The sequence below is a fragment of the Streptomyces sp. CA-106110 genome (assembly GCF_050936285.1).
Taxonomy (GTDB): Bacteria; Actinomycetota; Actinomycetes; order Streptomycetales; family Streptomycetaceae; genus Streptomyces.
The window spans coordinates 9,459,580-9,483,975 of record NZ_JBNJNB010000001.1; the positions used below are offsets into that span (position 1 = coordinate 9,459,580).

22 protein-coding genes are annotated in these 24,396 nt (G+C 71.1%); 21 read left to right on the top strand and 1 reads right to left on the bottom strand.

Going from position 1 to position 24,396, the window contains the following annotated elements; all coding sequences use genetic code 11:
• The first annotated feature begins 107 nt into the window (after positions 1-107).
• The 7 genes from aroC (at position 108) to nusB (ending at position 6,339) form a co-directional block, all read left to right on the top strand.
• On the top strand, positions 108-1,292 hold the full coding sequence (aroC, locus tag ACQEXA_RS43625) for a chorismate synthase (RefSeq protein WP_432925646.1): 1,185 nt from the start codon (positions 108-110) through the stop codon (positions 1,290-1,292).
• Positions 1,289-1,804 carry a shikimate kinase gene (locus tag ACQEXA_RS43630; protein ID WP_432925645.1) on the top strand — a complete coding sequence of 172 codons (516 nt, stop codon included), beginning with the start codon at positions 1,289-1,291 and terminating at the stop codon, positions 1,802-1,804. Before aroC ends, ACQEXA_RS43630 begins: the two co-directional genes overlap by 4 nt.
• Positions 1,801-2,892 carry a 3-dehydroquinate synthase gene (aroB, locus tag ACQEXA_RS43635; RefSeq protein ID WP_432925643.1) on the top strand — a complete coding sequence of 364 codons (1,092 nt, stop codon included), beginning with the start codon at positions 1,801-1,803 and terminating at the stop codon, positions 2,890-2,892. Before ACQEXA_RS43630 ends, aroB begins: the two co-directional genes overlap by 4 nt.
• 254 nt (positions 2,893-3,146) lie before the next feature.
• Entirely contained in the window at positions 3,147-4,013 is an 867-nt protein-coding gene (locus tag ACQEXA_RS43640; RefSeq protein ID WP_432925641.1) for a Pro-rich N-terminal domain-containing protein, read from the top strand.
• A gap of 179 nt (positions 4,014-4,192) precedes the next feature.
• Entirely contained in the window at positions 4,193-5,299 is a 1,107-nt protein-coding gene (locus ACQEXA_RS43645) for an aminopeptidase P family protein (protein WP_432925639.1), read from the top strand.
• 42 nt (positions 5,300-5,341) lie between these two features.
• Entirely contained in the window at positions 5,342-5,908 is a 567-nt protein-coding gene (efp, locus tag ACQEXA_RS43650; RefSeq protein ID WP_432925637.1) for an elongation factor P, read from the top strand.
• 2 nt (positions 5,909-5,910) lie between these two features.
• Entirely contained in the window at positions 5,911-6,339 is a 429-nt protein-coding gene (gene nusB / locus ACQEXA_RS43655) for a transcription antitermination factor NusB (RefSeq protein WP_359390073.1), read from the top strand.
• 363 nt (positions 6,340-6,702) lie between these two features.
• On the opposite strand, the gene bldD is transcribed toward nusB, so the two are convergent.
• Positions 6,703-7,203 (bottom strand): transcriptional regulator BldD, encoded by a 501-nt coding sequence (gene bldD, locus ACQEXA_RS43660; protein WP_432925635.1) that lies wholly within the window; start codon positions 7,201-7,203, stop codon positions 6,703-6,705.
• Between the two features lie 265 nt (positions 7,204-7,468).
• Between bldD and pyrR the strand changes: the two genes are divergently transcribed.
• The 14 genes from pyrR (at position 7,469) to ACQEXA_RS43730 (ending at position 24,375) form a co-directional block, all read left to right on the top strand.
• Positions 7,469-8,041 carry a bifunctional pyr operon transcriptional regulator/uracil phosphoribosyltransferase PyrR gene (gene pyrR / locus ACQEXA_RS43665; RefSeq protein WP_432925633.1) on the top strand — a complete coding sequence of 191 codons (573 nt, stop codon included), beginning with the start codon at positions 7,469-7,471 and terminating at the stop codon, positions 8,039-8,041.
• A 104-nt stretch (positions 8,042-8,145) separates the two neighbouring features.
• A complete protein-coding gene (locus ACQEXA_RS43670) occupies positions 8,146-9,144 on the top strand; it encodes an aspartate carbamoyltransferase catalytic subunit (protein WP_432925631.1) in 999 nt (332 codons plus the stop codon).
• A 5-nt stretch (positions 9,145-9,149) separates the two neighbouring features.
• Positions 9,150-10,436 (top strand): dihydroorotase, encoded by a 1,287-nt coding sequence (locus ACQEXA_RS43675; RefSeq protein ID WP_432925630.1) that lies wholly within the window; start codon positions 9,150-9,152, stop codon positions 10,434-10,436.
• Positions 10,433-10,993 (top strand): hypothetical protein, encoded by a 561-nt coding sequence (locus ACQEXA_RS43680; RefSeq protein WP_432925628.1) that lies wholly within the window; start codon positions 10,433-10,435, stop codon positions 10,991-10,993. The genes ACQEXA_RS43675 and ACQEXA_RS43680 overlap by 4 nt, the downstream gene beginning before the upstream one ends.
• Positions 10,990-12,132 carry a glutamine-hydrolyzing carbamoyl-phosphate synthase small subunit gene (gene carA / locus ACQEXA_RS43685; protein WP_432925626.1) on the top strand — a complete coding sequence of 381 codons (1,143 nt, stop codon included), beginning with the start codon at positions 10,990-10,992 and terminating at the stop codon, positions 12,130-12,132. The genes ACQEXA_RS43680 and carA overlap by 4 nt, the downstream gene beginning before the upstream one ends.
• Positions 12,125-15,433: a carbamoyl-phosphate synthase large subunit gene (gene carB, locus ACQEXA_RS43690; protein ID WP_433132756.1), complete on the top strand. Its 3,309-nt coding sequence runs from the start codon at positions 12,125-12,127 to the stop codon at positions 15,431-15,433. The genes carA and carB overlap by 8 nt, the downstream gene beginning before the upstream one ends.
• Before the next feature lie 74 nt (positions 15,434-15,507).
• Positions 15,508-16,614 carry a quinone-dependent dihydroorotate dehydrogenase gene (locus tag ACQEXA_RS43695; RefSeq protein ID WP_432925622.1) on the top strand — a complete coding sequence of 369 codons (1,107 nt, stop codon included), beginning with the start codon at positions 15,508-15,510 and terminating at the stop codon, positions 16,612-16,614.
• Entirely contained in the window at positions 16,611-17,513 is a 903-nt protein-coding gene (pyrF, locus tag ACQEXA_RS43700; RefSeq protein ID WP_432925621.1) for an orotidine-5'-phosphate decarboxylase, read from the top strand. The genes ACQEXA_RS43695 and pyrF overlap by 4 nt, the downstream gene beginning before the upstream one ends.
• A gap of 275 nt (positions 17,514-17,788) precedes the next feature.
• Complete coding sequence (locus tag ACQEXA_RS43705) at positions 17,789-18,112, top strand: integration host factor (RefSeq protein WP_059125536.1); 324 nt, start codon at positions 17,789-17,791, stop codon at positions 18,110-18,112.
• Positions 18,113-18,149: 37 nt separating this feature from the next.
• Positions 18,150-18,707, top strand: a complete 558-nt coding sequence (gmk, locus tag ACQEXA_RS43710; protein ID WP_432925619.1) for a guanylate kinase — start codon at positions 18,150-18,152, stop codon at positions 18,705-18,707.
• A gap of 50 nt (positions 18,708-18,757) precedes the next feature.
• On the top strand, positions 18,758-19,030 hold the full coding sequence (gene rpoZ / locus ACQEXA_RS43715; protein WP_005319902.1) for a DNA-directed RNA polymerase subunit omega: 273 nt from the start codon (positions 18,758-18,760) through the stop codon (positions 19,028-19,030).
• A gap of 158 nt (positions 19,031-19,188) precedes the next feature.
• Positions 19,189-20,391: a bifunctional phosphopantothenoylcysteine decarboxylase/phosphopantothenate--cysteine ligase CoaBC gene (coaBC, locus tag ACQEXA_RS43720; protein WP_432925617.1), complete on the top strand. Its 1,203-nt coding sequence runs from the start codon at positions 19,189-19,191 to the stop codon at positions 20,389-20,391.
• Positions 20,392-20,629: 238 nt separating this feature from the next.
• Positions 20,630-21,838 (top strand): methionine adenosyltransferase, encoded by a 1,209-nt coding sequence (metK, locus tag ACQEXA_RS43725; protein WP_432925615.1) that lies wholly within the window; start codon positions 20,630-20,632, stop codon positions 21,836-21,838.
• Positions 21,839-22,215: 377 nt separating this feature from the next.
• On the top strand, positions 22,216-24,375 hold the full coding sequence (locus ACQEXA_RS43730) for a primosomal protein N' (protein WP_432925613.1): 2,160 nt from the start codon (positions 22,216-22,218) through the stop codon (positions 24,373-24,375).
• The last annotated feature ends 21 nt before the right edge of the window (positions 24,376-24,396 follow it).

A 24,396-nucleotide genomic window follows, 5' to 3' on the forward strand; every position in this document is an offset into this window, starting at 1 on the left:
AGGATCGGAGGTGGCGGGCCGGGACCGCGCACCCGGTGTCGCCGTCGCCGTACGCGAGGACGCGTGTACGCAGGGCAGTACCAGAGCGCGAGCACTGAGGAGCACCGTTGAGCAGGTTGCGCTGGCTGACCGCGGGGGAGTCCCACGGTCCCGCACTTGTCGCGACGCTGGAGGGCCTTCCCGCCGGCGTGCCGATCACCACGGACATGGTGGCGGATCACCTGGCGCGGCGTCGGCTGGGCTATGGGCGCGGTGCCCGGATGAAGTTCGAGCGGGACGAGGTCACCTTCCTGGGCGGGGTCCGCCACGGACTCACACTGGGCTCCCCGGTCGCGGTCATGGTCGGCAACACCGAGTGGCCCAAGTGGGAGCAGGTGATGGCCGCCGACCCGGTCGATCCGGAGGTGCTCGAGGGGCTGGCGCGCAACGCCCCGCTGACCCGGCCGCGGCCCGGGCACGCCGACCTGGCCGGTATGCAGAAGTACGGCTTCGACGAGGCTCGGCCGATCCTGGAGCGGGCGTCGGCCCGGGAGACCGCGGCGCGCGTGGCGCTGGGCGCGGTGGCGCGGTCGTACCTGAAGGAGACGGCCGGGATCGAGATCGTGTCCCATGTGGTCGAGCTCGCGTCGGCGAGGGCGCCGTACGGCGTGTACCCGACCCCGGCGGACGTGGAGCGGCTGGATGCCGACCCGGTGCGGTGCCTGGACGCTGACGCGTCGAAGGCGATGGTCGCGGAGATCGACCAGGCGCACAAGGACGGCGACACCCTCGGCGGTGTGGTCGAGGTCCTCGCCTACGGCGTGCCGGTGGGCCTCGGTTCGCATGTCCACTGGGACCGCCGGCTCGACGCGCGGCTCGCGGCCGCGCTGATGGGCATCCAGGCGATCAAGGGCGTCGAGGTCGGCGACGGCTTCGAGCTGGCGCGCGTGCCGGGCTCGAAGGCACACGACGAGATCGTCACCACGCCCGACGGCATCAAGCGGGCGACCGGCCGCTCCGGCGGCACCGAGGGCGGGCTGTCCACCGGTGAGCTGCTGCGCGTACGCGCCGCCATGAAGCCCATCGCCACCGTGCCCCGGGCGCTGCAGACCGTGGACGTGGCCACGGGCGAGCCGACGCAGGCGCACCACCAGCGGTCCGACGTGTGCGCGGTCCCGGCGGCCGGCATCGTCGCGGAGGCGATGGTGGCCCTGGTCCTCGCGGACGCGGTGGCGGAGAAGTTCGCCGGTGACAACGTGGCCGAGACGCGCCGCAACGTCCGCTCCTACCTCGAGAGCCTGGCGATCCGGTGAGCGCGCCGGTGGTGGTCCTGGTGGGCCCGATGGGGGTGGGCAAGTCCACGGTCGGGCAGCTGCTGGCGGAGCGGCTCGGCGTCGGCTACCGGGACACGGACGACGACATCGTCGCCGAGCAGGGCCGGTCCATCTCCGACATCTTCGTGGACGAGGGCGAGCCGGTCTTCCGCGCCCTGGAGAAGCAGGCGGTGCGTGACGCGCTGGCCGGGCACGAGGGGGTTCTCGCCCTCGGCGGGGGCGCGATCCTGGACGAGGAGACACAGGCCCTGCTGAGCGGGCACCGGGTCGTCTATCTGTCCATGGACGTCGAGGAGGCGGTCCGGCGCACCGGTCTCAACACGGCCCGCCCGCTGCTCGCCGTCAACCCGCGCCGGCAGTGGCGCGAACTGATGGAGGCCCGCCGCCACCTCTACGAGGAGGTCGCGACGGCCGTCGTCGCCACCGATGGCCGCAGCCCCGAAGAGGTCACCCAAGCCGCCCTGGACGCACTGGAGTTGAAGGAAGCATGAGCGAGGCAGTGACGCGGATCCAGGTCGGTGGCACGGCGGGGACCGACCCCTATGAGGTCCTGGTCGGCCGTCAACTCCTCGGCGAGCTGCCCGGTCTGATCGGTGACCGGAGCAGGCGGGTCGCGGTGATCCACCCGGAGGCGCTGACCGAGACGGGCGAGGTCCTGCGTGCCGACCTCGCCGAGCAGGGCCTCGAGGCGATCGCCATCCAGGTGCCGAACGCCGAGGAGGCCAAGACGGCCGAGGTCGCCGCCTACTGCTGGAAGGCGCTCGGCCAGTCCGGCTTCACCCGCACCGACGTCATCGTCGCCGTGGGCGGCGGCGCGACCACCGACCTGGCCGGGTTCGTGGCCGCGACCTGGCTGCGCGGGGTGCGCTGGATCGCCGTCCCGACCACCGTGCTGGCGATGGTGGACGCCGCGGTCGGCGGCAAGACCGGCATCAACACCGCCGAGGGCAAGAACCTGGTGGGCGCCTTCCATCCGCCCGCGGGCGTGCTGTGCGACCTCGCCGCGCTGGACTCCCTGCCGGTCAACGACTACGTCTCCGGGCTCGCCGAGGTCATCAAGGCCGGTTTCATCGCCGACCCGGTGATCCTGGATCTGATCGAGGAGGACCCGCAGGCCGCCCGCACCCCGGCCGGACCGCACACGGCCGAGCTGATCGAACGCTCCATCAAGGTCAAGGCCGAGGTCGTCTCCTCGGACCTGAGGGAGTCGGGCCTGCGCGAGATCCTCAACTACGGGCACACGCTCGGCCACGCGATCGAGAAGAACGAGCGGTACAAGTGGCGCCACGGCGCCGCGGTCGCCGTCGGTATGCACTTCGCCGCCGAACTCGGGCGTCTGGCGGGCCGGTTGGACGACGCGACCGCCGACCGGCACCGTACGGTCCTGGAGTCGGTCGGGCTGCCGCTGCACTACCGCTACGACCAGTGGCCCAAGCTGCTGGAGACGATGAAGGTCGACAAGAAGTCCCGCGGCGACCTGCTCCGCTTCATCGTCCTGGACGGTCTGGCCAAGCCCACCGTGCTCGAGGGCCCGGACCCGGCGGTCCTGCTCGCCGCGTACGGAGAAGTGGGGGAGTAGCCCCTTCCCGGGCGCCTGCGGGCCTGCCTTGCGGTCGCCGCGCGTCCGCCGGGTCTGCGCGGCGGGCGACGCGTTCCGCTCTGCCCGGCTGCCCCGATCCGCCTGCGGCGACGGGCACTTCGGGCCGCTCCTGGCCGTTCACACAACGGCGGCCGGGGACGGTACCGTTCGGTAGGCAGCGGGGCGGCAGGCCCCGCTGCCAGCGCCGATCGCCCGCCGGAGGCGAACCGAAACACGAGACGGAGTTGCACCGGATGCAGGACGCAGTGGGAGCTCCGCTGCCGCCGCCCCACGAGCCGGGGCACGGTCCGGCGACCACTTGGGCACCGGCCGCACACCATCCGGGACAGCCCGGCGCCCAGCCGGGCCCCGTACCGCAGGCCCCGCCCGCGCCGGGTTTCGCGGTACCGCCCGCGCCCGCCGGTGCCCCGCACGCCCACGTCCCGCCGGCCCAGCCGCCTCTTCCGCCCGCGCCGGACACCACGGGCCATGTGCAACTACCACCCGGCGGCCCGGTCGGCATGCCGAGCGCACCTCCGGCCCCGGGCGCACCCGACCTCGCGGCCACCACGCTCGCCGTACTGCTCATAGGCCCGGCCGGTGCGGGCAAGACGAGCGTCGCCAAGTACTGGGCCGACCATCGCAGGACCCCCACGGCCCACATCAGCCTCGACGACGTACGCGAATGGGTGCGCTCGGGCTTCGCCGACCCGCAGTCGGGCTGGAACGACCACTCGGAGGCGCAGTATCGTCTCGCCCGTCGTACCTGCGGCTTCGCCGCCCGCAACTTCCTGGCGAACGGGATCTCCTGCATCCTCGACGACGCCGTCTTCCCGGACCGCCCGGTCGTCGGCCTCGGCGGCTGGAAGCGGCATGTGGGCCCGGGCCTGCTGCCGGTCGTGCTGCTGCCCGGCCTGGAGGTGGTCCTGGAGCGCAATGCCGAGCGCACCGGCAACCGCCGGCTCACCGACGAGGAAGTCGCGCGCATCCACGGCCGTATGGCCGGGTGGTACGGCTCCGGACTGCCGATCATCGACAACTCTCAGCTCGACGTCCCGGGCACGGCCCGGGTCCTGGACGAGGTACTGGCCCGCTCGATCGCGAGCCCACCGCAGTGGTGAGGCCCTGACGGGCCCCTCCCGGAGACGGGTCCGTCGGACCCCACGCGGGTGAGATCCCACTGGACAGGCATCCTCCGGACGGCCGACCGCCGGGCCCGCGATGCGGCCTCCACGGGTGAGAGCCGCCCGTCCGGACCTCTGGAACGGCGACATTCGGCTGACGCTCGTAGGCTCGGGTCATGTCAGAGGTGTACGCGGCCCGCCGGGAGCGGCTGAGGGAGCGCTGCAGTGCGGGCGGCAGCGCGACGGCGCTGGTCTCCCGCCCCGCCAACGTTCGTTATCTCGCGGGCGCCGCGCCCAGGAGCGCCGTACTGCTGCTGGGCATCGGCCACGACGTGCTGGTGTGCGCCGGACCGCCGGACGACCAGATCGCCGACGGACGGCCCGACGAGGCGCTACGGGTGCACGCGCTGCCGGTGCCCGCCGGTGACACCGCCGTCGCCGCGGCCGATCTGGCCGCCTCGCAGGGTGCCGAGTCCCTGGCGCTCGAAGAGCACCACCTCACCGTGGCCCGGCACCGGGCCCTCAGATCCGTCGCCCCCCGGCTGCGGCTCAGCGATCTCGGCAGTGCCGTCGAGCAGCTGCGGGTCGTCAAGGACGAGGAGGAGATCGCCCTGCTGCGGATCGGCGCCGAGATCGTCGACCAGGCCCTGAGCGAGCTGCTGGAATCGATCCTCGTCGGGCGCACCGAGCGCCATCTCGCCCTCGAACTGGAGCGGCGGCTCGTCGACCACGGGGCCGACGGACCCGCCTTCGCCACCTCGGTCGCGACCGGGCCCAACTCCGGCCGCCGCTGTCACCGACCCACCGACCGGAGGGTGGAGGAGGGCGACTTCCTCTCCGTCTGCCTCGGGGCCGCCTATCGCGGCTACCGCTGCGAGATCGGCCGCACGTTCGTGATCGGCACCTCGCCCGCCGACTGGCAGATCGAGCTGTACGACCTGGTCTTCGCTGCCCAGCGCGCCGGACGACAGGCCCTGACACCCGGCGCCGCCAACCGCGAGGTGGACCGCGCGGCGCGTCAGGTACTGGATTCCGCGGGGTACGGCGGGTGCCTTCCGCCGCTGACGGGACACGGGGTGGGGCTCGAAATCGACGAGGACCCGCAGTTGGCTCCCACAGTCATGGGTAAACTGGACGCTTGCGTGCCGGTCACCATCGAACCGGGGGTACACCTCCCGGGACGGGGCGGTGTTCGGATCGATGACACGCTCGTCGTACGCCCCGAGGCGGACGGCGGACCCGAGCTACTCACCATCACGACCAAGGAGCTGCTCGCGCTGTAGCGCGCGCCCCGGGGTCGTACCAGTCCAGGAGATTCCGCAACCGTGGCTTCCACGAACGACCTCAAGAACGGCATGGTGCTCAAGCTCGAAGGCGGCCAGCTCTGGTCCGTCGTCGAGTTCCAGCACGTCAAGCCCGGCAAGGGCCCCGCCTTCGTGCGCACCAAGCTCAAGAACGTGCTCTCCGGCAAGGTCGTCGACAAGACCTTCAACGCCGGCGTCAAGGTCGAGACGGCCACCGTCGACAAGCGCGACATGCAGTACTCGTACAAGGACGGCGACTACTTCGTCTTCATGGACATGGAGACGTACGACCAGCTGCACATCGACCCGAAGGCCGTCGGTGACGCCGCGAACTTCCTCATCGAGGGCTTCACGGCAGTCGTCGCGCAGCACGAGGGCGAGGTGCTCTTCGTCGAGCTGCCCGCCGCTGTCGAGCTGACCATCGCCGAGACCGAGCCGGGTGTCCAGGGCGACCGCTCCACCGGCGGCACCAAGCCCGCCACGCTGGAGACCGGCTACCAGATCCAGGTCCCGCTCTTCATCACCACCGGCGAGAAGATCAAGGTCGACACCCGCACGAGCGACTACCTCGGCCGGGTGAACGCTTAACCGTGGCTGCCCGTAACACGGCACGTAAGCGCGCCTTCCAGATCCTCTTCGAGGGGGACCAGCGCGGGGCCGCCGTCCTCACGGTCCTCGCGGACTGGATCCGGCTCTCGCGCGACGACACCCGGCAGCCGCCGGTGAGCGAGTACACGATGCAGCTCGTCGAGGGCTACGCGGAGCACGCGCAGCGCATCGACGAGCTGATCGCGCAGTACGCGGTCGGCTGGACGCTGGACCGGATGCCGGTCGTCGACCGCAACATCCTGCGTCTGGGCGCCTATGAGCTGATCTGGGTCGACGAGACCCCGGACGCGGTGGTGCTCGACGAGATGGTGCAGCTCGCCAAGGAGTTCTCCACGGACGAGTCGCCCGCGTTCGTCAACGGACTGCTGGGCCGTCTCAAGGACCTGAAGCCGAGCCTGCGTCGCGACTAGGCGTGCGGCCGACACGCCTGGCGACCGACGACTGGCCGGCGGTTCCGCGGGGAAGCCCCGGACCGCCGGCCGTCGTCGCCTCCGTGGCAGGCACGGTCACCGCTCCGCCTGCAAACCGCCCCGCCCGCCTTCCGCGCGGGCCTCTAGGGCCCCGTCACGGCCCTCTCGGCCAGCGATCCCGCCTCCCGCGAGGTCGACCGGGAGGTCGTGGCAACGGTGACCACCGGGGCCGGTGTGTACGGCGTGGCGGGTGGGCCGGGGCCGCGTCGGCGGGTCCTCACAGGGCGCAACAGAACCGCCCCCGCGCGGTGCCGGTGAGGGCAGCGCACAAGGGCGGCACGTTTCTGCTGAGGGCGGGGGCGGTCAGCTCTCCTCGTGGGAGACGGCGCGGCGCGCGTCCGCGTCGAGGACACCCCAGTTGATCAGCTGCTCGGTGAGGACGGAAGGCGACTGGTCGTAGATGACCGCGAGGGTGCGCAGGTCGTCCTGGCGGATCGACAGCACCTTGCCGTTGTAGTCACCGCGCTGGGACTGGATCGTGGCCGCGTACCGCTGCAGCGGGCCGGCCTTCTCGGCCGGCACATGGGCCAGCCGCTCCAGGTCGAGGACCAGTTTCGGCGGCGGCTCCGCGGCGCCGCCGGGCGTGGTGCCGGGCAGCAGTTCCTGCACCGGAACCCCGTAGAAATCCGCCAGCTCGGCGAGGCGCTGGACGGTGACGGCGCGGTCGCCGCGCTCATACGAACCGACGACGACTGCCTTCCAGCGGCCCTGGGACTTCTCCTCCACACCGTGGAGGGAAAGGCCCTGCTGGGTGCGGATGGCCCGGAGCTTGGCCCCGAGCTGTTTGGCGTATTCGCTGGACATATAGCTCCCCGGACACGGTGTCGACGTGCGGCTTGGCCGCGCGGCTGGTGACTCACTGTGAGGTTACGCAGCGTGACTCTCCCCCGTCAAGCCGAATGGTCCGGACCGACCCTTCCGTGGTAGACGGCCCGCCGTGCCGCCGGACGGGTGACGCGTGCGGCCAGGGGGGTGACGGGTCACCGCCGGCGGCCTGGTAGCGTGTATGGCGCAATTCCGACGTCCTTTAAGGTCCGTCCCGTGAGGCGGAGAAGGAGGTCCGTTTCGTATGGACACGCAGCATTCCGATGCGCGGGCCGTCCTCGAAGGCCCCGACATCGCACGGGTGTTGACCCGTATCGCCCATGAGATCGTCGAGCGCGCCAAGGGTGCCGACGACGTGGTGCTCCTCGGCATTCCGACCCGGGGCGTCTTCCTCGCCCGGCGGCTCGCCGACAAGCTGGAGCAGATCACCGGCCGCAAGATCCCGGTCGGCTCCCTCGACATCACCATGTACCGCGACGACCTGCGCATGCAGCCGCCGCGAGCGCTGGCCCGCACCGAGATCCCCGGTGACGGCATCGACGGCCGCCTCGTGGTCCTCGTCGACGACGTGCTCTTCTCCGGCCGCACCATCCGCGCCGCCCTCGACGCCCTGAACGACATCGGGCGGCCGCGTGCGGTCCAGCTCGCGGTCCTGGTCGACCGCGGCCACCGCGAACTGCCGATCCGCGCCGACTACATCGGCAAGAACCTCCCCACGTCGCTGCGGGAGACGGTCAAGGTCCAGCTCGCCGAGGAGGACGGTCGCGACACCGTGCTGCTCGGCGCCAAGCAGACCGCCCCGGGCGCACAGCACTAGCACTCCGGCGTACGCCACAAGCTCACGCCCCGCGAGTGCGCCCCAGCGCGCGCCCGCCTGCCCGAATCCTCCCGAATGATGAACTGCCTTACGGAGCCTGAAAGATGCAGCGCCATCTGATCTCGGCCGCCGACCTCACCCGCGACGACGCCGTCCTGATCCTCGACACCGCCGAGGAGATGGCCCGGGTCGCGGACCGGCCGATCAAGAAACTGCCGACCCTGCGCGGCCGCACCGTCGTCAACCTGTTCTTCGAGGACTCGACCCGAACCCGGATCTCCTTCGAAGCCGCCGAGAAGCGCCTGTCCGCGGACGTCATCAACTTCTCCGCCAAGGGATCGAGCGTGTCCAAGGGCGAGTCCCTCAAGGACACCGCGCAGACCCTGGAGGCCATGGGCGTCGACGCTGTCGTCATCCGGCACGGCGCCTCCGGAGCCCCCTACCGTCTGGCCAACTCCGGCTGGATCGACGCCGCCGTGATCAACGCCGGCGATGGCACCCACCAGCACCCCACCCAAGCGCTGCTCGACGCCTTCACCATGCGCCGCCGCCTGGTCGGACGGGACGCGGGAATCGGCCGCGACCTCGCCGGCAAGCACATCACGATCGTCGGAGACGTCCTGCACAGCCGGGTCGCCCGCTCCAATGTCGACCTGCTGCACACGCTCGGCGCCGAGGTCACCCTCGTCGCCCCGCCGACCCTGCTGCCGATCGGCGTCGGATCCTGGCCCTGCGAGGTCTCCTACGACCTCGACTCCACCCTGCCCAAGTCCGACGCCGTGATGATGCTGCGCGTCCAGCGCGAGCGTATGAACGCCGCCTTCTTCCCCACCGAGCGCGAGTACGCCCGGCGCTACGGCCTCGACGGCGACCGCATGGCGAAGATGCCCGAGGACGCCATAGTGATGCACCCCGGGCCGATGGTCCGCGGCATGGAGATCACCGCCGAGGTGGCCGACTCCGACCGCTGCACCGCCATCGAGCAGGTGGCGAACGGCGTCTCGATCCGCATGGCGGTCCTGTACCTGCTGCTCGGAGGCGCCGTGTTCGACGCGAAGAGCACGCCCGCCGGCGCCCCTGCCCGTACCACCGAGGAGAAGTAAGAACGATGAGCAAGACCCTGATCCGCGGTGCGAAGGTACTCGGCGGTGAGCCGCAGGACGTGCTGATCGACGGCGAGACGATCGCCGGCGTGGGCACCGGCCTGAGCGCCGAGGGCGCCGAGGTGGTGGAGGCCGAAGGCAAGGTGCTGCTCCCAGGCCTCGTCGACCTGCACACCCATCTGCGCGAGCCCGGCCGCGAGGACTCCGAGACCGTCCTGACCGGTACAAGGGCCGCCGCGAGCGGCGGCTACACCGCCGTGTTCGCCATGGCCAACACCTTCCCGGTCGCCGACACCGCCGGTGTGGTCGAGCAGGTCTGGCGGCTCGGCCGGGAGCACGGCTACTGCGATGTGCAGCCCATCGGAGCCGTCACCGTCGGCCTCGAGGGCAAGAAGCTCGCCGAGCTGGGTGCCATGCACGAGTCGGCGGCGGGCGTCACCGTCTTCTCCGACGACGGCAAGTGCGTCGACGACGCGGTGATCATGCGCCGGGCCCTGGAGTACGTGAAGGCCTTCGGGGGGGTCGTCGCCCAGCACGCGCAGGAGCCGCGGCTGACCGAGGGCGCCCAGATGAACGAGGGCGTCGTCTCCGCCGAGCTGGGGCTCGGCGGCTGGCCTGCGGTCGCCGAGGAGTCGATCATCGCGCGGGACGTGCTGCTCGCCGAGCACGTCGGCTCGCGCGTCCACATCTGCCATCTGTCGACCGCCGGGTCCGTCGAGATCGTCCGCTGGGCCAAGTCCCGCGGCATCGACGTCACCGCGGAGGTCACCCCGCACCACCTCCTCCTCACCGACGAGCTGGTGCGCAGCTACGACCCGGTCTACAAGGTCAACCCGCCGCTGCGCACCGAGCGCGATGTGACGGCCCTGCGCGAGGCGCTCGCCGACGGCACGATCGACATCGTCGCCACCGACCACGCCCCGCACCCGCACGAGGACAAGGACTGCGAGTGGGCCGCGGCCGCCATGGGCATGGTCGGTCTGGAGACCGCGCTGTCCGTGGTCCAGGAGACGATGGTCGACACCGGCCTGCTCGACTGGGCGGGCGTCGCCGACCGCATGTCCTTCAAGCCCGCGCGGATCGGCCGGGCGGCCGGCCACGGCCGCCCTGTCTCGGCAGGCGAGCCCGCCAACCTCACGCTTGTCGACACCGCATACCGTGGCCGGGTGGACCCCGCGGGCTTCGCCTCGCGCAGCCGCAACACCCCATACGAAGGCCGTGAGCTGCCGGGCCGTGTCACGCACACATGGCTGCGGGGCAAGGCCACGCTGATCGACGGGAAGCTCGCGTGACATCTGTGATCCTGTTCGCCGCAGAGAAGAAATCGGCGGAAGTGACCGACTGGGCCGCCCGTATCGGCTGGCTCGTGGGACTCGTCCTCTTCATCGCGCTCGTCTACTGGCTGATGCGCGAGGGCTGGAAGTGGCGCGGCACCCTCCAGGGCGACCTGCCCGAACTTCCCACCGCGCCGGACGACCCCGGCCCGGCGAGACTGAGCATGAGCGGCCGCTACCACGGCTCCACGACCGCCGGGCAGTGGCTGGACCGGATCGTGGCGCGCGGCCTGGGTACCCGCAGCCGTGTCGAGCTCACGCTGACGGACGCGGGCCTGGACGTCGTACGCCCCGGGGCGACGGACTTCTTCGTGCCGGCCGCACAGCTGCGCGAGGCCCGGCTGGACAAGGGGATCGCAGGCAAGGTCCTCACCGAGGGCGGGCTCCTCGTGGTGACCTGGGCGCACGGCGACAGGCTGATCGACTCCGGGTTCCGCTCCGACCGGGCGGCCGAGCACAACGAATGGGTCGACACCCTGAACCAGATGATCAACAAGACGGAAGGCGCACGATGACGACCTCCACTAAGGGAGCCGCGAGGGTTCCCGCCGTACTCGTCCTGGAGGACGGCCGCATCTTCCGCGGCCGTGCCTACGGGGCCGTGGGGGTGACCTTCGGAGAGGCCGTGTTCTCCACCGGTATGACCGGCTACCAGGAGACCCTCACCGACCCGTCGTACCACCGCCAGGTCGTCGTGATGACCGCCCCCCACGTCGGCAACACCGGTGTCAACGACGAGGATCCCGAGTCGAAGCGGATCTGGGTGGCGGGCTACGTCGTGCGCGACCCCGCGCGGGTGCCCTCCAACTGGCGTGCCAGGCGCTCGCTGGACGAGGAGCTGCGCCACCAGGGCGTCGTCGGCATAAGCGGTATCGACACGCGTGCGCTGACCCGACACCTGCGTGAGCGCGGCGCCATGCGCGTCGGCATCTTCTCCGGCAACGCGCTGCCCGACGAGGGCACCATGCTCGCCGAGGTGCGCCAGGCCCCCGAGATGAAGGGCGCGGACCTCGCCGCCGAGGTCGCCACCACCGAGCCCTATGTCGTGCCCGCGATCGGCGAGAGGAAGTTCACCGTCGCCGCGGTCGACCTCGGTATCAAGGGCATGACCCCGCACCGCATGGCCGAGCGCGGCATCGAGGTGCACGTGCTGCCCGCGACGGCGACCGCTGAGGACGTGTACGCCGTGAACCCGGACGGCGTGTTCTTCTCCAACGGTCCCGGCGACCCGGCCACCGCCGACCACCCGGTCTCCGTCATGCAGGCCGTACTGGAGCGCCGCACGCCGCTGTTCGGCATCTGCTTCGGCAACCAGATCCTGGGCCGCGCGCTCGGCTTCGGCACCTACAAGCTGAAGTACGGCCACCGGGGCATCAACCAGCCGGTGCAGGACCGTACGACCGGCAAGGTCGAGGTCACCGCGCACAACCACGGCTTCGCCGTCGACGCCCTGCTCGACCAGGTGTCCGACACGCCCTACGGCCGCGCCGAGGTCTCCCACGTCTGTCTCAACGACAACGTGGTGGAGGGACTCCAGCTGCTCGACCAGCCGGCCTTCAGCGTCCAGTACCACCCCGAAGCGGCCGCGGGTCCGCATGACGCCGCCTACCTGTTCGACCGCTTCGTATCCCTGATGGAGGCCCAGCGTGCCTAAGCGCACCGATATCCAGTCCGTCCTGGTCATCGGCTCGGGCCCGATCGTCATCGGCCAGGCCGCCGAGTTCGACTACTCCGGCACCCAGGCCTGCCGGGTCCTGAGGTCCGAGGGCCTGCGCGTCGTCCTCGTGAACTCCAACCCGGCGACGATCATGACCGACCCGGAGATCGCCGACGCGACGTACGTCGAGCCGATCACCCCGGAGATCGTCGAGAAGATCATCGCCAAGGAGCGCCCGGACGCGCTGCTGCCCACCCTGGGCGGTCAGACGGCCCTGAACACGGCCATCAAGCTGCACGAGAACGGCGTTCTGGAGAAGCACGGCGTCGAACTGATCGGCGCGAACGTCGAAGCGATCCACAAGGGCGAGGACCGCGACCAGTTCAAGGACGTTGTGGAGGAGGTCCGCAAGAAGATCGGGCACGGCGAGTCCGCCCGGTCCGTGATCTGCCACTCCATGGACGAGGTGCTCGCCGGCGTCGAGCAGCTCGGCGGCTACCCGGTCGTCGTCCGTCCCTCGTTCACCATGGGCGGCGCCGGCTCCGGCTTCGCGCACGACGAGGAGGAGCTGCGCCGCATCGCCGGCCAGGGCCTGACCCTCTCGCCGACCACCGAGGTGCTCCTGGAGGAGTCCATCCTCGGCTGGAAGGAGTACGAGCTGGAGCTGATGCGCGACAAGCACGACAACGTCGTGGTCGTCTGCTCCATCGAGAACTTCGACCCGATGGGCGTGCACACCGGAGACTCGATCACCGTCGCCCCGTCGATGACCCTGACGGACCGCGAGTACCAGGTCCTGCGCGACATCGGCATCGCCGTCATCCGCGAGGTCGGCGTCGACACCGGCGGCTGCAACATCCAGTTCGCGGTGAACCCCGAGGACGGTCGCGTGATCGTCATCGAGATGAACCCGCGCGTCTCGCGCTCGTCGGCCCTCGCCTCCAAGGCGACCGGCTTCCCGATCGCCAAGATCGCGGCCAAGCTCGCCGTCGGCTACACCCTCGACGAGATCCCGAACGACATCACCCAGGAGACCCCGGCCTCCTTCGAGCCGACCCTGGACTACGTCGTCGTCAAGGCACCACGGTTCGCCTTCGAGAAGTTCCCGAGCGCGGACAGCACGCTGACCACGACGATGAAGTCGGTGGGCGAGGCCATGGCGATCGGCCGCAACTTCACCGAGGCCTTCCAGAAGGCGCTGCGCTCGCTGGAGAGGAAGGGCAGCCAGTTCACGTTCGTGGGCGAGGTGGGGGACAAGGCCGAGCTCCTCCAGATGGCGGGGCGTCCCACCGACGGCCGGATCAACACGGTCATGGAGGCCATCCGCGCCGGTGCCACGCAGGAGGAGGTCTTCGAGGCGACGAGGATCGACCCCTGGTTCGTCGACCAGCTGTTCCTGATCAAGGAGATCGCGGACGAGCTCGCCGCCGCCGACAAGCTCGGCCCCGAGCTGCTCGCCGAGGCCAAGCGGCACGGCTTCTCCGACCAGCAGATCGGTGAGATCCGCGGGCTGCGCGAGGACGTCGTGCGCGAGGTGCGGCACGCGCTGGGCATCCGCCCGGTGTACAAGACAGTCGACACCTGCGCCGCCGAGTTCGCGGCGAGGACGCCGTACTTCTACTCGTCCTACGACGAGGAGACCGAGGTCGCCCGGCGCGAGAAGCCCGCGGTGATCATCCTGGGCTCCGGCCCCAACCGCATCGGCCAGGGCATCGAGTTCGACTACTCCTGCGTCCACGCCTCCTTCGCGCTGAGCGACGCCGGGTACGAGACCGTGATGGTCAACTGCAACCCGGAGACCGTCTCCACGGACTACGACACCTCCGACCGCCTCTACTTCGAGCCGCTGACGCTCGAGGACGTGCTGGAGATCGTCCACGCCGAGCAGCAGGCCGGCCCCGTCGCGGGTGTCGTGGTCCAGCTGGGCGGCCAGACCCCGCTGGGCCTGTCCCAGGCGCTCAAGGACAACGGCGTGCCGATCGTGGGCACCTCTCCGGAGGCGATCCACGCCGCCGAGGACCGCGGGGCGTTCGGGCGCGTGCTCGCGGAGGCCGGCCTCCCGGCGCCCAAGCACGGCACGGCCACCACGTTCGACGAGGCCAAGGCGATCGCGGACGAGATCGGCTACCCGGTCCTCGTCCGGCCCTCGTACGTCCTCGGCGGACGCGGCATGGAGATCGTCTACGACGAGACCCGGCTCGCCTCGTACATCGCCGAGTCGACCGAGATCAGCCCCTCCCGGCCGGTGCTGGTCGACCGCTTCCTCGACGACGCGATCGAGATCGACGTCGACGCCCTCTACGACGGCGAGGAGCTCTACCTCGGCGGCGTCATGGAGCATATCGAGGAGGCCGGCATCCACTCCGGCGACTCGGCGTGCGCGTTGCCCCCGATCACGCTGGGCGGCTTCGACATCAAGCGGCTGCGCGCCTCGACGGAGGCCATCGCCCGTGGCGTCGGGGTCCGGGGACTGATCAACATCCAGTTCGCGATGGCCGGGGACATCCTCTACGTCCTCGAGGCCAACCCCCGCGCGTCGCGCACCGTGCCCTTCACCTCGAAGGCGACGGCGGTGCCGCTCGCGAAGGCCGCGGCCCGGATCTCGCTGGGCGCGACGATCGCCGGGCTGCGGTCCGAAGGGCTGCTGCCCGCGCAAGGCGACGGCGGCGAACTGCCGCTCGACGCGCCGATCTCCGTGAAGGAGGCCGTCATGCCGTGGTCGCGGTTCCGCGACATCCACGGTCGCGGCGTGGACACCATCCTCGGCCCGGAGATGCGCTCCACCGGCGAGGTCATGGGCATCGACTCCGTCTTCGGCACGGCCTACGCCAAGTCGCAGGCGGGGGCGTACGGCCCGCTGCCCACCAAGGGCCGCGCCTTCATCTCGGTCGCCAACCGGGACAAGCGGTCGATGATCTTCCCGGCGCGTGAGCTGGTCGCCCACGGCTTCGAGCTGCTCGCCACGTCCGGGACGGCCGAGGTCCTCAAGCGCAACGGCATCAACGCCACCGTCGTGCGCAAGCAGTCCGAGGGCACGGGCCCGGACGGCGAGAAGACCATCGTCCAGCTGATCCACGACGGCGAGGTCGACCTCATCGTCAACACCCCGTACGGCACCGGCGGCCGCCTCGACGGCTACGACATCCGTACCGCGGCGGTGGCTCGCTCCGTGCCGTGCCTGACCACGGTCCAGGCGCTCGCCGCGGCGGTCCAGGGCATCGACGCCCTCAACCACGGAGACGTGGGCGTCCGCTCGCTCCAGGAGCACGCGGAACACCTGATCGCGGCCCGCGACTAGCAGCCGATGAGGGGGACACCGGAAACGGTGTCCCCCTCCTCATGAGGACCCCGGACCCTGAGGACTCCCGAGACATGTACAAGCTGTTCTTCCGTCTGGTCTTCACACGGATGGACCCCGAGCAGGCCCACCACCTGGCCTTCCGCTGGATCCGCCTGGCCGTGCGCATCCCTGTGCTCCGCACCTTCGTCGCGGCGGCCCTCGCGCCCCGCCACCGGGAACTGCGCACCGAGGCGTTCGGTCTGCGGATGCACGGCCCCTTCGGGCTCGCCGCCGGTTTCGACAAGAATGCCGTCGCGATCGACGGGATGTCGATGCTCGGCTTCGACCACGTCGAGATCGGCACGGTGACGGGGGAGCCGCAGCCGGGCAACCCCAAGAAGCGGCTGTTCCGCCTGGTCGGGGACCGGGCGCTGATCAACCGGATGGGCTTCAACAACGAGGGCTCGCTGACTGTCGCCGCGCGTCTGGCGTCGCGCACCCCGGTCTTCCGGACGGTCGTCGGCGTCAACATCGGCAAGACCAAGGTCGTCCCCGAGACCGAGGCCGTCCAGGACTACGTGAAGTCGACCGAGCGGCTCGCGCCGTACGCCGACTACCTGGTGGTCAACGTCTCCTCGCCGAACACCCCCGGGCTGCGCGATCTGCAGGCGACCGAGGCACTGCGTCCGCTGCTGACCGCCGTCCGCGAGGCCGCCGACCGCACGGTCACCAGCCGGCGGGTGCCGCTCCTGGTCAAGATCGCCCCGGACCTCGCAGACGAGGACGTCGACGCCGTCGCCGATCTCGCCGTGGAACTCGGGCTGGACGGCATCATCGCCACGAACACCACCATCGCGCGCGAGGGCCTCGGCCTGAGCTCCGAACCCTCCCTGGTCAAGGAGACCGGCGGACTGTCGGGCGCGCCGCTGAAAAAGCGCTCTCTGGAGGTCCTGCGCCGCCTCTACGCGCGCGTGGGCGACCGCATGACCCTGGTGGGCGTGGGCGGCATCGAGAGCGCCGAGGACGCCTGGCAGCGCATTCTGGCCGGTGCCACGCTGGTGCAGGGCTACAGCGCGTTCATCTACGAAGGGCCCTTCTGGAGCCGAGCCATCCACAAGGGGCTCCTCGCCCGGCTCCGTACGAGCCCCTACGCCACCCTCGCCGACGCGGTCGGCGCCGACGTGAGGAAGACCGTATGACCGCCCACCCGACACCGGGCCACCACTCTCCGGCGGAGGCCGGCGGGCCGCAGCGGCTTTCCTGGGAACCCTTCGGCGCGCGCCTGCGCCGTGCCATGGACGAGCGCGGTCCGCTGTGCGTCGGCATCGACCCGCACGCCTCGCTGCTCGCCGAGTGGGGCCTGAACGACGACGTCGCGGGCCTGGAGTGGTTCAGCCGCACGGTGGTGGAGGCGACGGCCGGGCGGGTCGCCGTGCTCAAGCCGCAGAGCGCCTTCTTCGAGCGCTTCGGCTCGCGCGGCGTGGCGGTCCTGGAGAAGACGGTCGAGGAGGCGCGGGCGGCCGGGGCACTGGTGGTCATGGACGCCAAGCGCGGCGACATCGGCTCGACGATGGCCGCCTACGGGGAGTCCTTCCTGAGGAAGGACTCCCCGTTGTTCTCCGACGCGCTCACGGTCTCGCCGTACCTCGGCTACGGATCGCTCAAGCCGGCCGTGGACCTGGCGAGGGAGAGCGGGGCGGGTCTCTTCGTGCTGGCCCTGACCTCCAATCCGGAGGGCGGCGAGGTGCAGCACGCCGTGCGACCCGACGGCCGGAACGTGGGGGCGACGATGCTCGCACACCTCGCCGCCGAGAACGCGGGGGAGAAGCCCCTCGGCTCGTTCGGCGCCGTCGTGGGTGCCACGCTCGGCGACCTGTCGTCGTACGACCTGGACATCAACGGACCCCTGCTCGCCCCGGGCATTGGGGCCCAGGGGGCCACCGCGGCCGATCTGCCGCGCGTCTTCGGGGCGGCGGTGCGCAACGTGGTGCCGAACGTGAGCCGGGGGGTGCTGCGCCACGGCCCCGACGTCGTCGCTCTGCGTGACGCTGCGGAACGTTTCGCGGACGAGATCAGGGCCGCCGTGGCGGCCCTCTAGTCCCCTTCTGGCTTCACGAGCAGCCCTCCGACGAGGGTCTCCGGGAGGGCTTGAGTCTGAATACATCCTCAAATTCGGGGCAATATGTCCGAAAAGTCCGGCTCGATGGAGGCTGACCAGGACTTTTCCGCTGTTCTCGCTGACTCCGGCGCGCTCGCCCGCTAGTCTCCGACGAGAGAGCGGGCAAGCGTGTTGCTCGTAGCTCCCCAGGTGTGGGCCGACTAGGTTCCTCACCGGTCCGTATCCGACAGTTCGACATCCGAGGTGACGTAGGCGTGGCTCTTCCGCCCCTTACCCCTGAACAGCGCGCAGCCGCGCTCGAAAAGGCCGCCGCGGCTCGCCGGGAGCGGGCCGAGGTGAAGAATCGACTCAAGCACTCCGGCGCCTCTCTGCACGAGGTCATCAAGCAGGGCCAGGAGAACGACGTCATCGGCAAGATGAAGGTCTCCGCCCTTCTCGAGTCTCTGCCCGGCGTGGGCAAGGTCCGCGCCAAGCAGATCATGGAGCGACTGGGCATCTCCGAGAGCCGCCGCGTGCGCGGTCTCGGTTCCAACCAGATCGCCTCGCTGGAGCGTGAGTTCGGCGGCGCCACCAGCTGAGTCCGGTGCACTCCGGTATTGCTGGAATAATCGCTGCATGAGTGAACGTCCGCGGCTGACCGTGCTCTCCGGCCCCTCCGGGGTCGGCAAGAGCACGGTCGTCGCCCATATGCGCAAGGAACACCCCGAGGTGTGGCTCTCGGTGTCGGCGACGACCCGCAAGCCACGCCCCGGCGAGCGGCACGGAGTCCACTACTTCTTCGTCACCGACGACGAGATGGACAAGCTGATCGCCAACGGGGAGCTGCTGGAGTGGGCCGAGTTCGCCGGCAACCGCTACGGCACGCCCCGGGCCGCCGTGCTCCAGCACCTGGAGGCCGGAGTGCCGGTCCTGCTGGAGATCGACCTCCAGGGCGCCCGGCAGGTCCGCGAGTCCATGTCCGAGGCCCAGCTGGTGTTCCTGGCTCCTCCCACCTGGGAGGAGCTCGTGCGCAGACTCACCGGACGGGGCACCGAGCAGCCGGAGGTGATCGAGCGCCGTCTGGAGGCGGCCAAGATCGAGCTGGCGGCCGAGCCCGAGTTCCATGTCACCCTGGTCAACACCTCGGTCGAAGGCGTGGCGCGCGAGCTGCTAGCCTTGATGAACGTTGTGTGATCAGGGTTGTGTGATCAGGTCTGATCTTTCCCATCTTCGGAAGGTAGAGCGTGTCCTCTTCCATCACCGCGCCCGAGGGCATCATCAACCCGCCGATCGACGAGCTCCTCGAGGCCACCGACTCGAAGTACAGCCTCGTGATCTACGCGGCCAAGCGGGCCCGTCAGATCAACGCGTACTACTCGCAGCTCGGTGAGGGCCTCCTCGAGTACGTCGGTCCCCTCGTCGACACCCACGTCCACGAGAAGCCGCTCTCGATCGCCCTGCGCGAGATCAACGCGGGTCTGCTGACCTCCGAGGCCATCGAAGGCCCGGCGCAGTAACAGCAGTACGCATCAGGACCGCGTTCGCAGGTAGTCATATCTGCGGGTCGCGATGGGTTTTTCCACAGGCCCGGCAGCTCGGCTGTCGGGCCCGTGGTGTGTCATAGACCCGTACGCCGGTGAACCTCGGCGTACGGGTGTCGAGTGCGGGAGGCCCGGTGGGCAAGCCGAATGTCGTTCTGGGGGTCAGCGGTGGCATCGCCGCGTACAAGGCGTGCGAGCTGCTGCGCAGACTGACCGAGTCCGGCCATGACGTCCGTGTCGTGCCGACCGAGTCCGCGCTGCACTTCGTGGGTGCCGCGACCTGGTCCGCCCTCTCCGGTCACCCTGTCTCCACCGAGGTCTGGGACGGCGTCCACGAGGTCCCGCACGTCCGCATCGGCCAGCACGCCGACCTGGTGGTCGTGGCTCCGGCGACGGCCGACATGCTCGCCAAGGCCGCCCACGGCCTGGCCGACGACCTGCTGACCAACACGCTCCTGACCGCACGCTGCCCCGTCGTCTTCGCCCCGGCCATGCACACCGAGATGTGGGAGCACCCGGCCACCCGGGAGAACGTGGCGACGCTGCGGCGCCGCGGTGCCGTGGTGATCGAGCCCGCCGTGGGCCGGCTGACCGGTGTGGACACGGGCAAGGGCCGACTGCCCGACCCCGCCGAGATCTTCGAGGTCTGCCGTCGGGTGCTGGCCCGGGGTGTGACCGAGCCGGATCTCGCGGGCCGTCATGTGGTGGTCAGCGCGGGTGGCACCCGGGAGCCTCTCGACCCCGTCCGCTTCCTCGGCAACCGCTCCTCCGGCAAGCAGGGCTACGCCCTGGCCCGTACGGCCGCGGCACGAGGCGCCCGCGTCACCCTGATCGCGGCGAACGCGGACCTGCCCGACCCGGCCGGAGTGGATGTCGTCCGGGTGGGCACCGCGGTCCAGCTGCGCGAGGCGGTGGTGAAGGCGGCCGCGGAGGCGGACGCCGTGGTGATGGCGGCGGCGGTGGCGGACTTCCGCCCGGCGGCCTATGCGGCGGGGAAGATCAAGAAGCAGGACGGCCGGGACCCGGAGCCCGTCGTCCTGGTCAGGAACCCGGACGTCCTCGCGGAGATCTCCGCCGAGCGCGCCCGTCCCGGCCAGGTGGTCGTGGGCTTCGCCGCGGAGACGGACGATGTGCTGGCCAACGGCCGCGCGAAGCTGGAGCGCAAGGGCTGCGACCTGCTCGTGGTGAACGAGGTGGGGGAGCGCAAGACCTTCGGCTCCGAGGAGAACGAGGCCGTCGTGCTGGGCGCCGACGGCAGTGAGACCCCGGTGCCCTACGGCCCGAAGGAAGCACTGGCCGACACGGTGTGGGACCTGGTCGCCCGCCGTCTGACCTGAGGATCTCACCCGCCCTCGGACACCTGCCGGCTCGGAACATTCAGGCGTGGCGACCCTGGAAAAGATCCCGCGGCATAGGCAGAATGCCCGTGCCGCAGGTCACAGCGTTCCCGAGAGGCGAGACACATGGGCGGGTGGCCGAGCGCGACCGATAAACTGTTCTCGGACGACGCCGGGCGCAGCCCCCGTCCCGTCCACCAATGATCAGCCAGCAGCCGCTGCAACCCCAGGGAGCGTTGTGTCCCGTCGCCTGTTCACCTCGGAGTCCGTGACCGAGGGCCACCCCGACAAGATCGCTGACCAGATCAGCGACACCATTCTCGACGCGCTTCTGCGTGAGGACCCGACTTCCCGGGTCGCCGTGGAGACGCTGATCACCACCGGCCTGGTGCACGTGGCCGGTGAGGTCACCACCAAGGCCTACGCGGACATCGCGACGCTGGTGCGCAGCAAGATCCTCGAGATCGGCTACGACTCGTCGAAGAAGGGCTTCGACGGCGCCTCCTGCGGCGTCTCGGTGTCGATCGGCGCGCAGTCCCCGGACATCGCGCAGGGTGTGGACGCGGCCTACGAGGCCCGTGTCGAGGGTGACGAGGACGAGCTGGACCGCCAGGGCGCAGGCGACCAGGGGCTGATGTTCGGCTACGCGTCGGACGAGACGCCCACGCTGATGCCGCTGCCGATCTTCCTGGCCCACCGCCTGTCCAAGCGGCTGTCCGACGTCCGCAAGAACGGCACGATCCCCTACCTGCGCCCGGACGGTAAGACCCAGGTCACCATCGAGTACGAGGGCGACAAGGCGGTCCGGCTGGACACGGTGGTCATCTCCTCGCAGCACGCCAGCGACATCGACCTGGAGTCCCTGCTGTCGCCCGACATCCGCGAGTTCGTGGTGGAGCCGGAGCTGAAGGCTCTGCTGGACGAGGGCATCAAGCTGGACACGGACGGCTACCGTCTGCTGGTCAACCCCACCGGCCGGTTCGAGATCGGTGGCCCGATGGGTGACGCGGGCCTGACGGGCCGCAAGATCATCATCGACACGTACGGCGGCATGGCCCGCCACGGCGGTGGCGCGTTCTCGGGCAAGGACCCGTCGAAGGTGGACCGCTCGGCGGCGTACGCCATGCGCTGGGTCGCCAAGAACGTGGTCGCGGCGGGTCTCGCCTCGCGTTGCGAGGTCCAGGTCGCGTACGCGATCGGCAAGGCCGAGCCGGTCGGTCTGTTCGTGGAGACCTTCGGCACGGCCAAGGTCGACGCCGAGAAGATCGAGCACGCGATCACCGAGGTCTTCGACCTTCGTCCGGCCGCGATCATCCGTGATCTCGACCTGCTCCGCCCGATCTACTCCCAGACGGCGGCGTACGGTCACTTCGGCCGTGAGCTGCCCGACTTCACCTGGGAGCGCACGGACCGCATCGAGGCCCTGCGGACGGCCGCGGGGCTGTAACCCCCCGACGCGTAGCACAAGGCCCGGCGCCCGTCTTTCGGACGCCGGGCCTTGTCGTGCCGGAAACGGCCGTGTGAGGCCCTTCGCGGTAGGGAGGCTGCGGTGGGGCCCCGGGGGAACGCGAGGGTCGCGTGTGGGCTGCTGTGAGGCCCGGGATCGCCGTCCTCGCACAAGGCTTGGGACAGTCGCCATCGCATGCTCGGCGCGCGTGCGGGCACTGGTGGCCTCTGTCCTCCCAGGCTCGAATCCTGCCCCGGGCTCGGCACCCGTATCGGCCGAGCGGACCATGCCCGAAGCGCCCTCGGAGTGTGCGTGAGCCGCGGCGGAGTGAGCTCGGGCCGGCGCCGGTGTCAGTGACGTTTGGTAAGAATGCAAGCGTGAGCAGCGCGAACGGGCAGCAGCGGGCGGGCGGGGAAGAAGCCACGCCGCCCGAGCAGCTTGCGCTGATGCGTGAGGCCGTGCGGAAGGCCCAGGAGCCCAGGGCCAAGCCGCGGACCTGGCGGGGAGCCGCGCTGGCCAAGGAGCGCCCCGTGGCGCGCGTGCTCGTCGACAAGGGCGTGCTGCATCTGGACCGGTACTTCGACTACGCGGTCCCCGAGGAGCTCGACGCGGTGGCCCAGCCAGGGGTCAGGGTCAGGGTGCGCTTCGGAGCCGGTGGGCGCACCGTGCGGGAAGGGCGCCGCGAGGGCGGTGGGCTCATCGACGGGTTCCTGGTCGAGCGGGTGGCCGAGTCCGACTACTCCGGGCCGCTCGCCGCGCTGGCGCAGGTCGTGTCTCCCGAGCCGGTTCTCTCGCCCGAGCTGCTCGGACTCACCCGGGCCGTCGCCGACCGGTACGCGGGAAGTCTCGCCGATGTGCTCCAGCTCGCCGTGCCACCCCGGCACGCCCGGGCCGAGGCCACCGAGATGGGGGCGCCGCTCTCGCCGCCTTCCGCACCCGACCCCGGGTCCTGGCGGCGCTATGCACGGGGGACGCAGTTCCTGGAGTCGCTGGCCGGCGGCGGGGCGCCCCGGGCCGTGTGGACCGCCCTGCCCGGGCCTGAGTGGGCGCAGGAGATCGCCCGGGCCGTGCAGGCCACGCTGGCTTCCGGCCGAGGAGCGCTGGTCGTCGTGCCCGCCGGACGTGCCGCCGCGCGGGTCGATGCCGCCCTCAAGGGGCTGATGGGAGAAGGTCAGCACGCGGTCCTGACCGCCGATGCCGGGCAGGAGCGCCGCTACCGGGAGTGGCTGGCCGTACGGCGCGGGGCCGTGCGGGCCGTCGTCGGGACGCGGGCCACCATGTTCGCGCCCGTACGGGATCTCGGGCTCGTGGTGGTCTGGGACGACGGGGACGCCAGTCACAGCGACGACAACGCTCCCTTCCCTCATGTCCGCGAAGTGCTGGAGCTGCGCGCTTCACGGGACAAGTGCGCCTTTCTGCTGGGGAGTTGGAGTTGCACCGTCGAGGCCGCCCAGCTCGTCGAGAGCGGCTGGGTCGTACCGCTCGTCGCCGACCGCGAGCGGGTGCGGGCCGCCGCGCCCCTCGTGCGGACCGTGGGGGACGGCGACCTTGCGCGGGACGAGGCCGCGAGGGCGGCACGCCTGCCCACGCTCGCCTGGGAGGTCGTACGGGACGGGCTGCGGACGGGCCCCGTGCTGGTGCAGGTGCCACGGCGCGGTTACGTGCCCCGTATGGCCTGTGCCCAGTGCCGCGCGCCCGCCCGGTGCCGGCACTGCGCCGGGCCGCTGGCCGCCCAGGACGCGGGGGAGCTGCGCTGCGGCTGGTGCGGACGGGAGGAGACGTCCTGGCACTGCCCGGAGTGCGGCGGCTTCCGGCTGCGGGCCCAGGTCGTCGGGGCCCGGCGGACCGCCGAGGAGCTGGGGCGCGCGTTCCCGGCCGTCCCGGTGCGGACATCGGGGCGTGAGCAGGTGCTCGACACGGTGCCGGGGACGCCCGCGCTGGTCGTGAGCACACCCGGGGCCGAGCCGGTCGCCGAGGGCGGATACGCGGCGGCGCTCCTGCTCGACGGATGGGCCATGCTCGGGCGACCGGATCTGCGGGCCGGCGAGGACGCGCTGCGGAGGTGGATCGGCGCGGGCGCGCTCGTCAGACCGCAGCCGGCCGGCGGGACCGTCGTGGTCGTCGCCGAGCCGACGCTGCGGCCGGTGCAGGCGCTCGTGCGGTGGGATCCCGTCGGGCACGCGGTGCGGGAGCTCGCGGAGCGGGCCGAGCTGGGCTTTCCGCCGGTCTCGCGGATGGCGGCCGTCTCGGGTCCGGCCGAGACGGTGATCGGGTTCCTCGGCGAGGTACGGCTTCCCGCGGACGCGGAGGTGCTGGGACCGGTGCCTGTGCCGGCGACCGAGGCCGGGCGGCCGCGGCGGGCCGGTGCACCGCCGCCGGGGCAGCGGTGGGAACGGGCGCTCGTCCGGGTGCCGCCGGGGAGCGGGGCCGCGCTGGCGGCGGCGCTGAAGACCGCGCTGGCGGCCCGGACGATACGTGGGGCGAGCGGCGGCGCCGAGCCGATCCGGATCCGGATCGACCCACCGGACATCGGGTGACCGAGCGGGTCGTACGAGCGG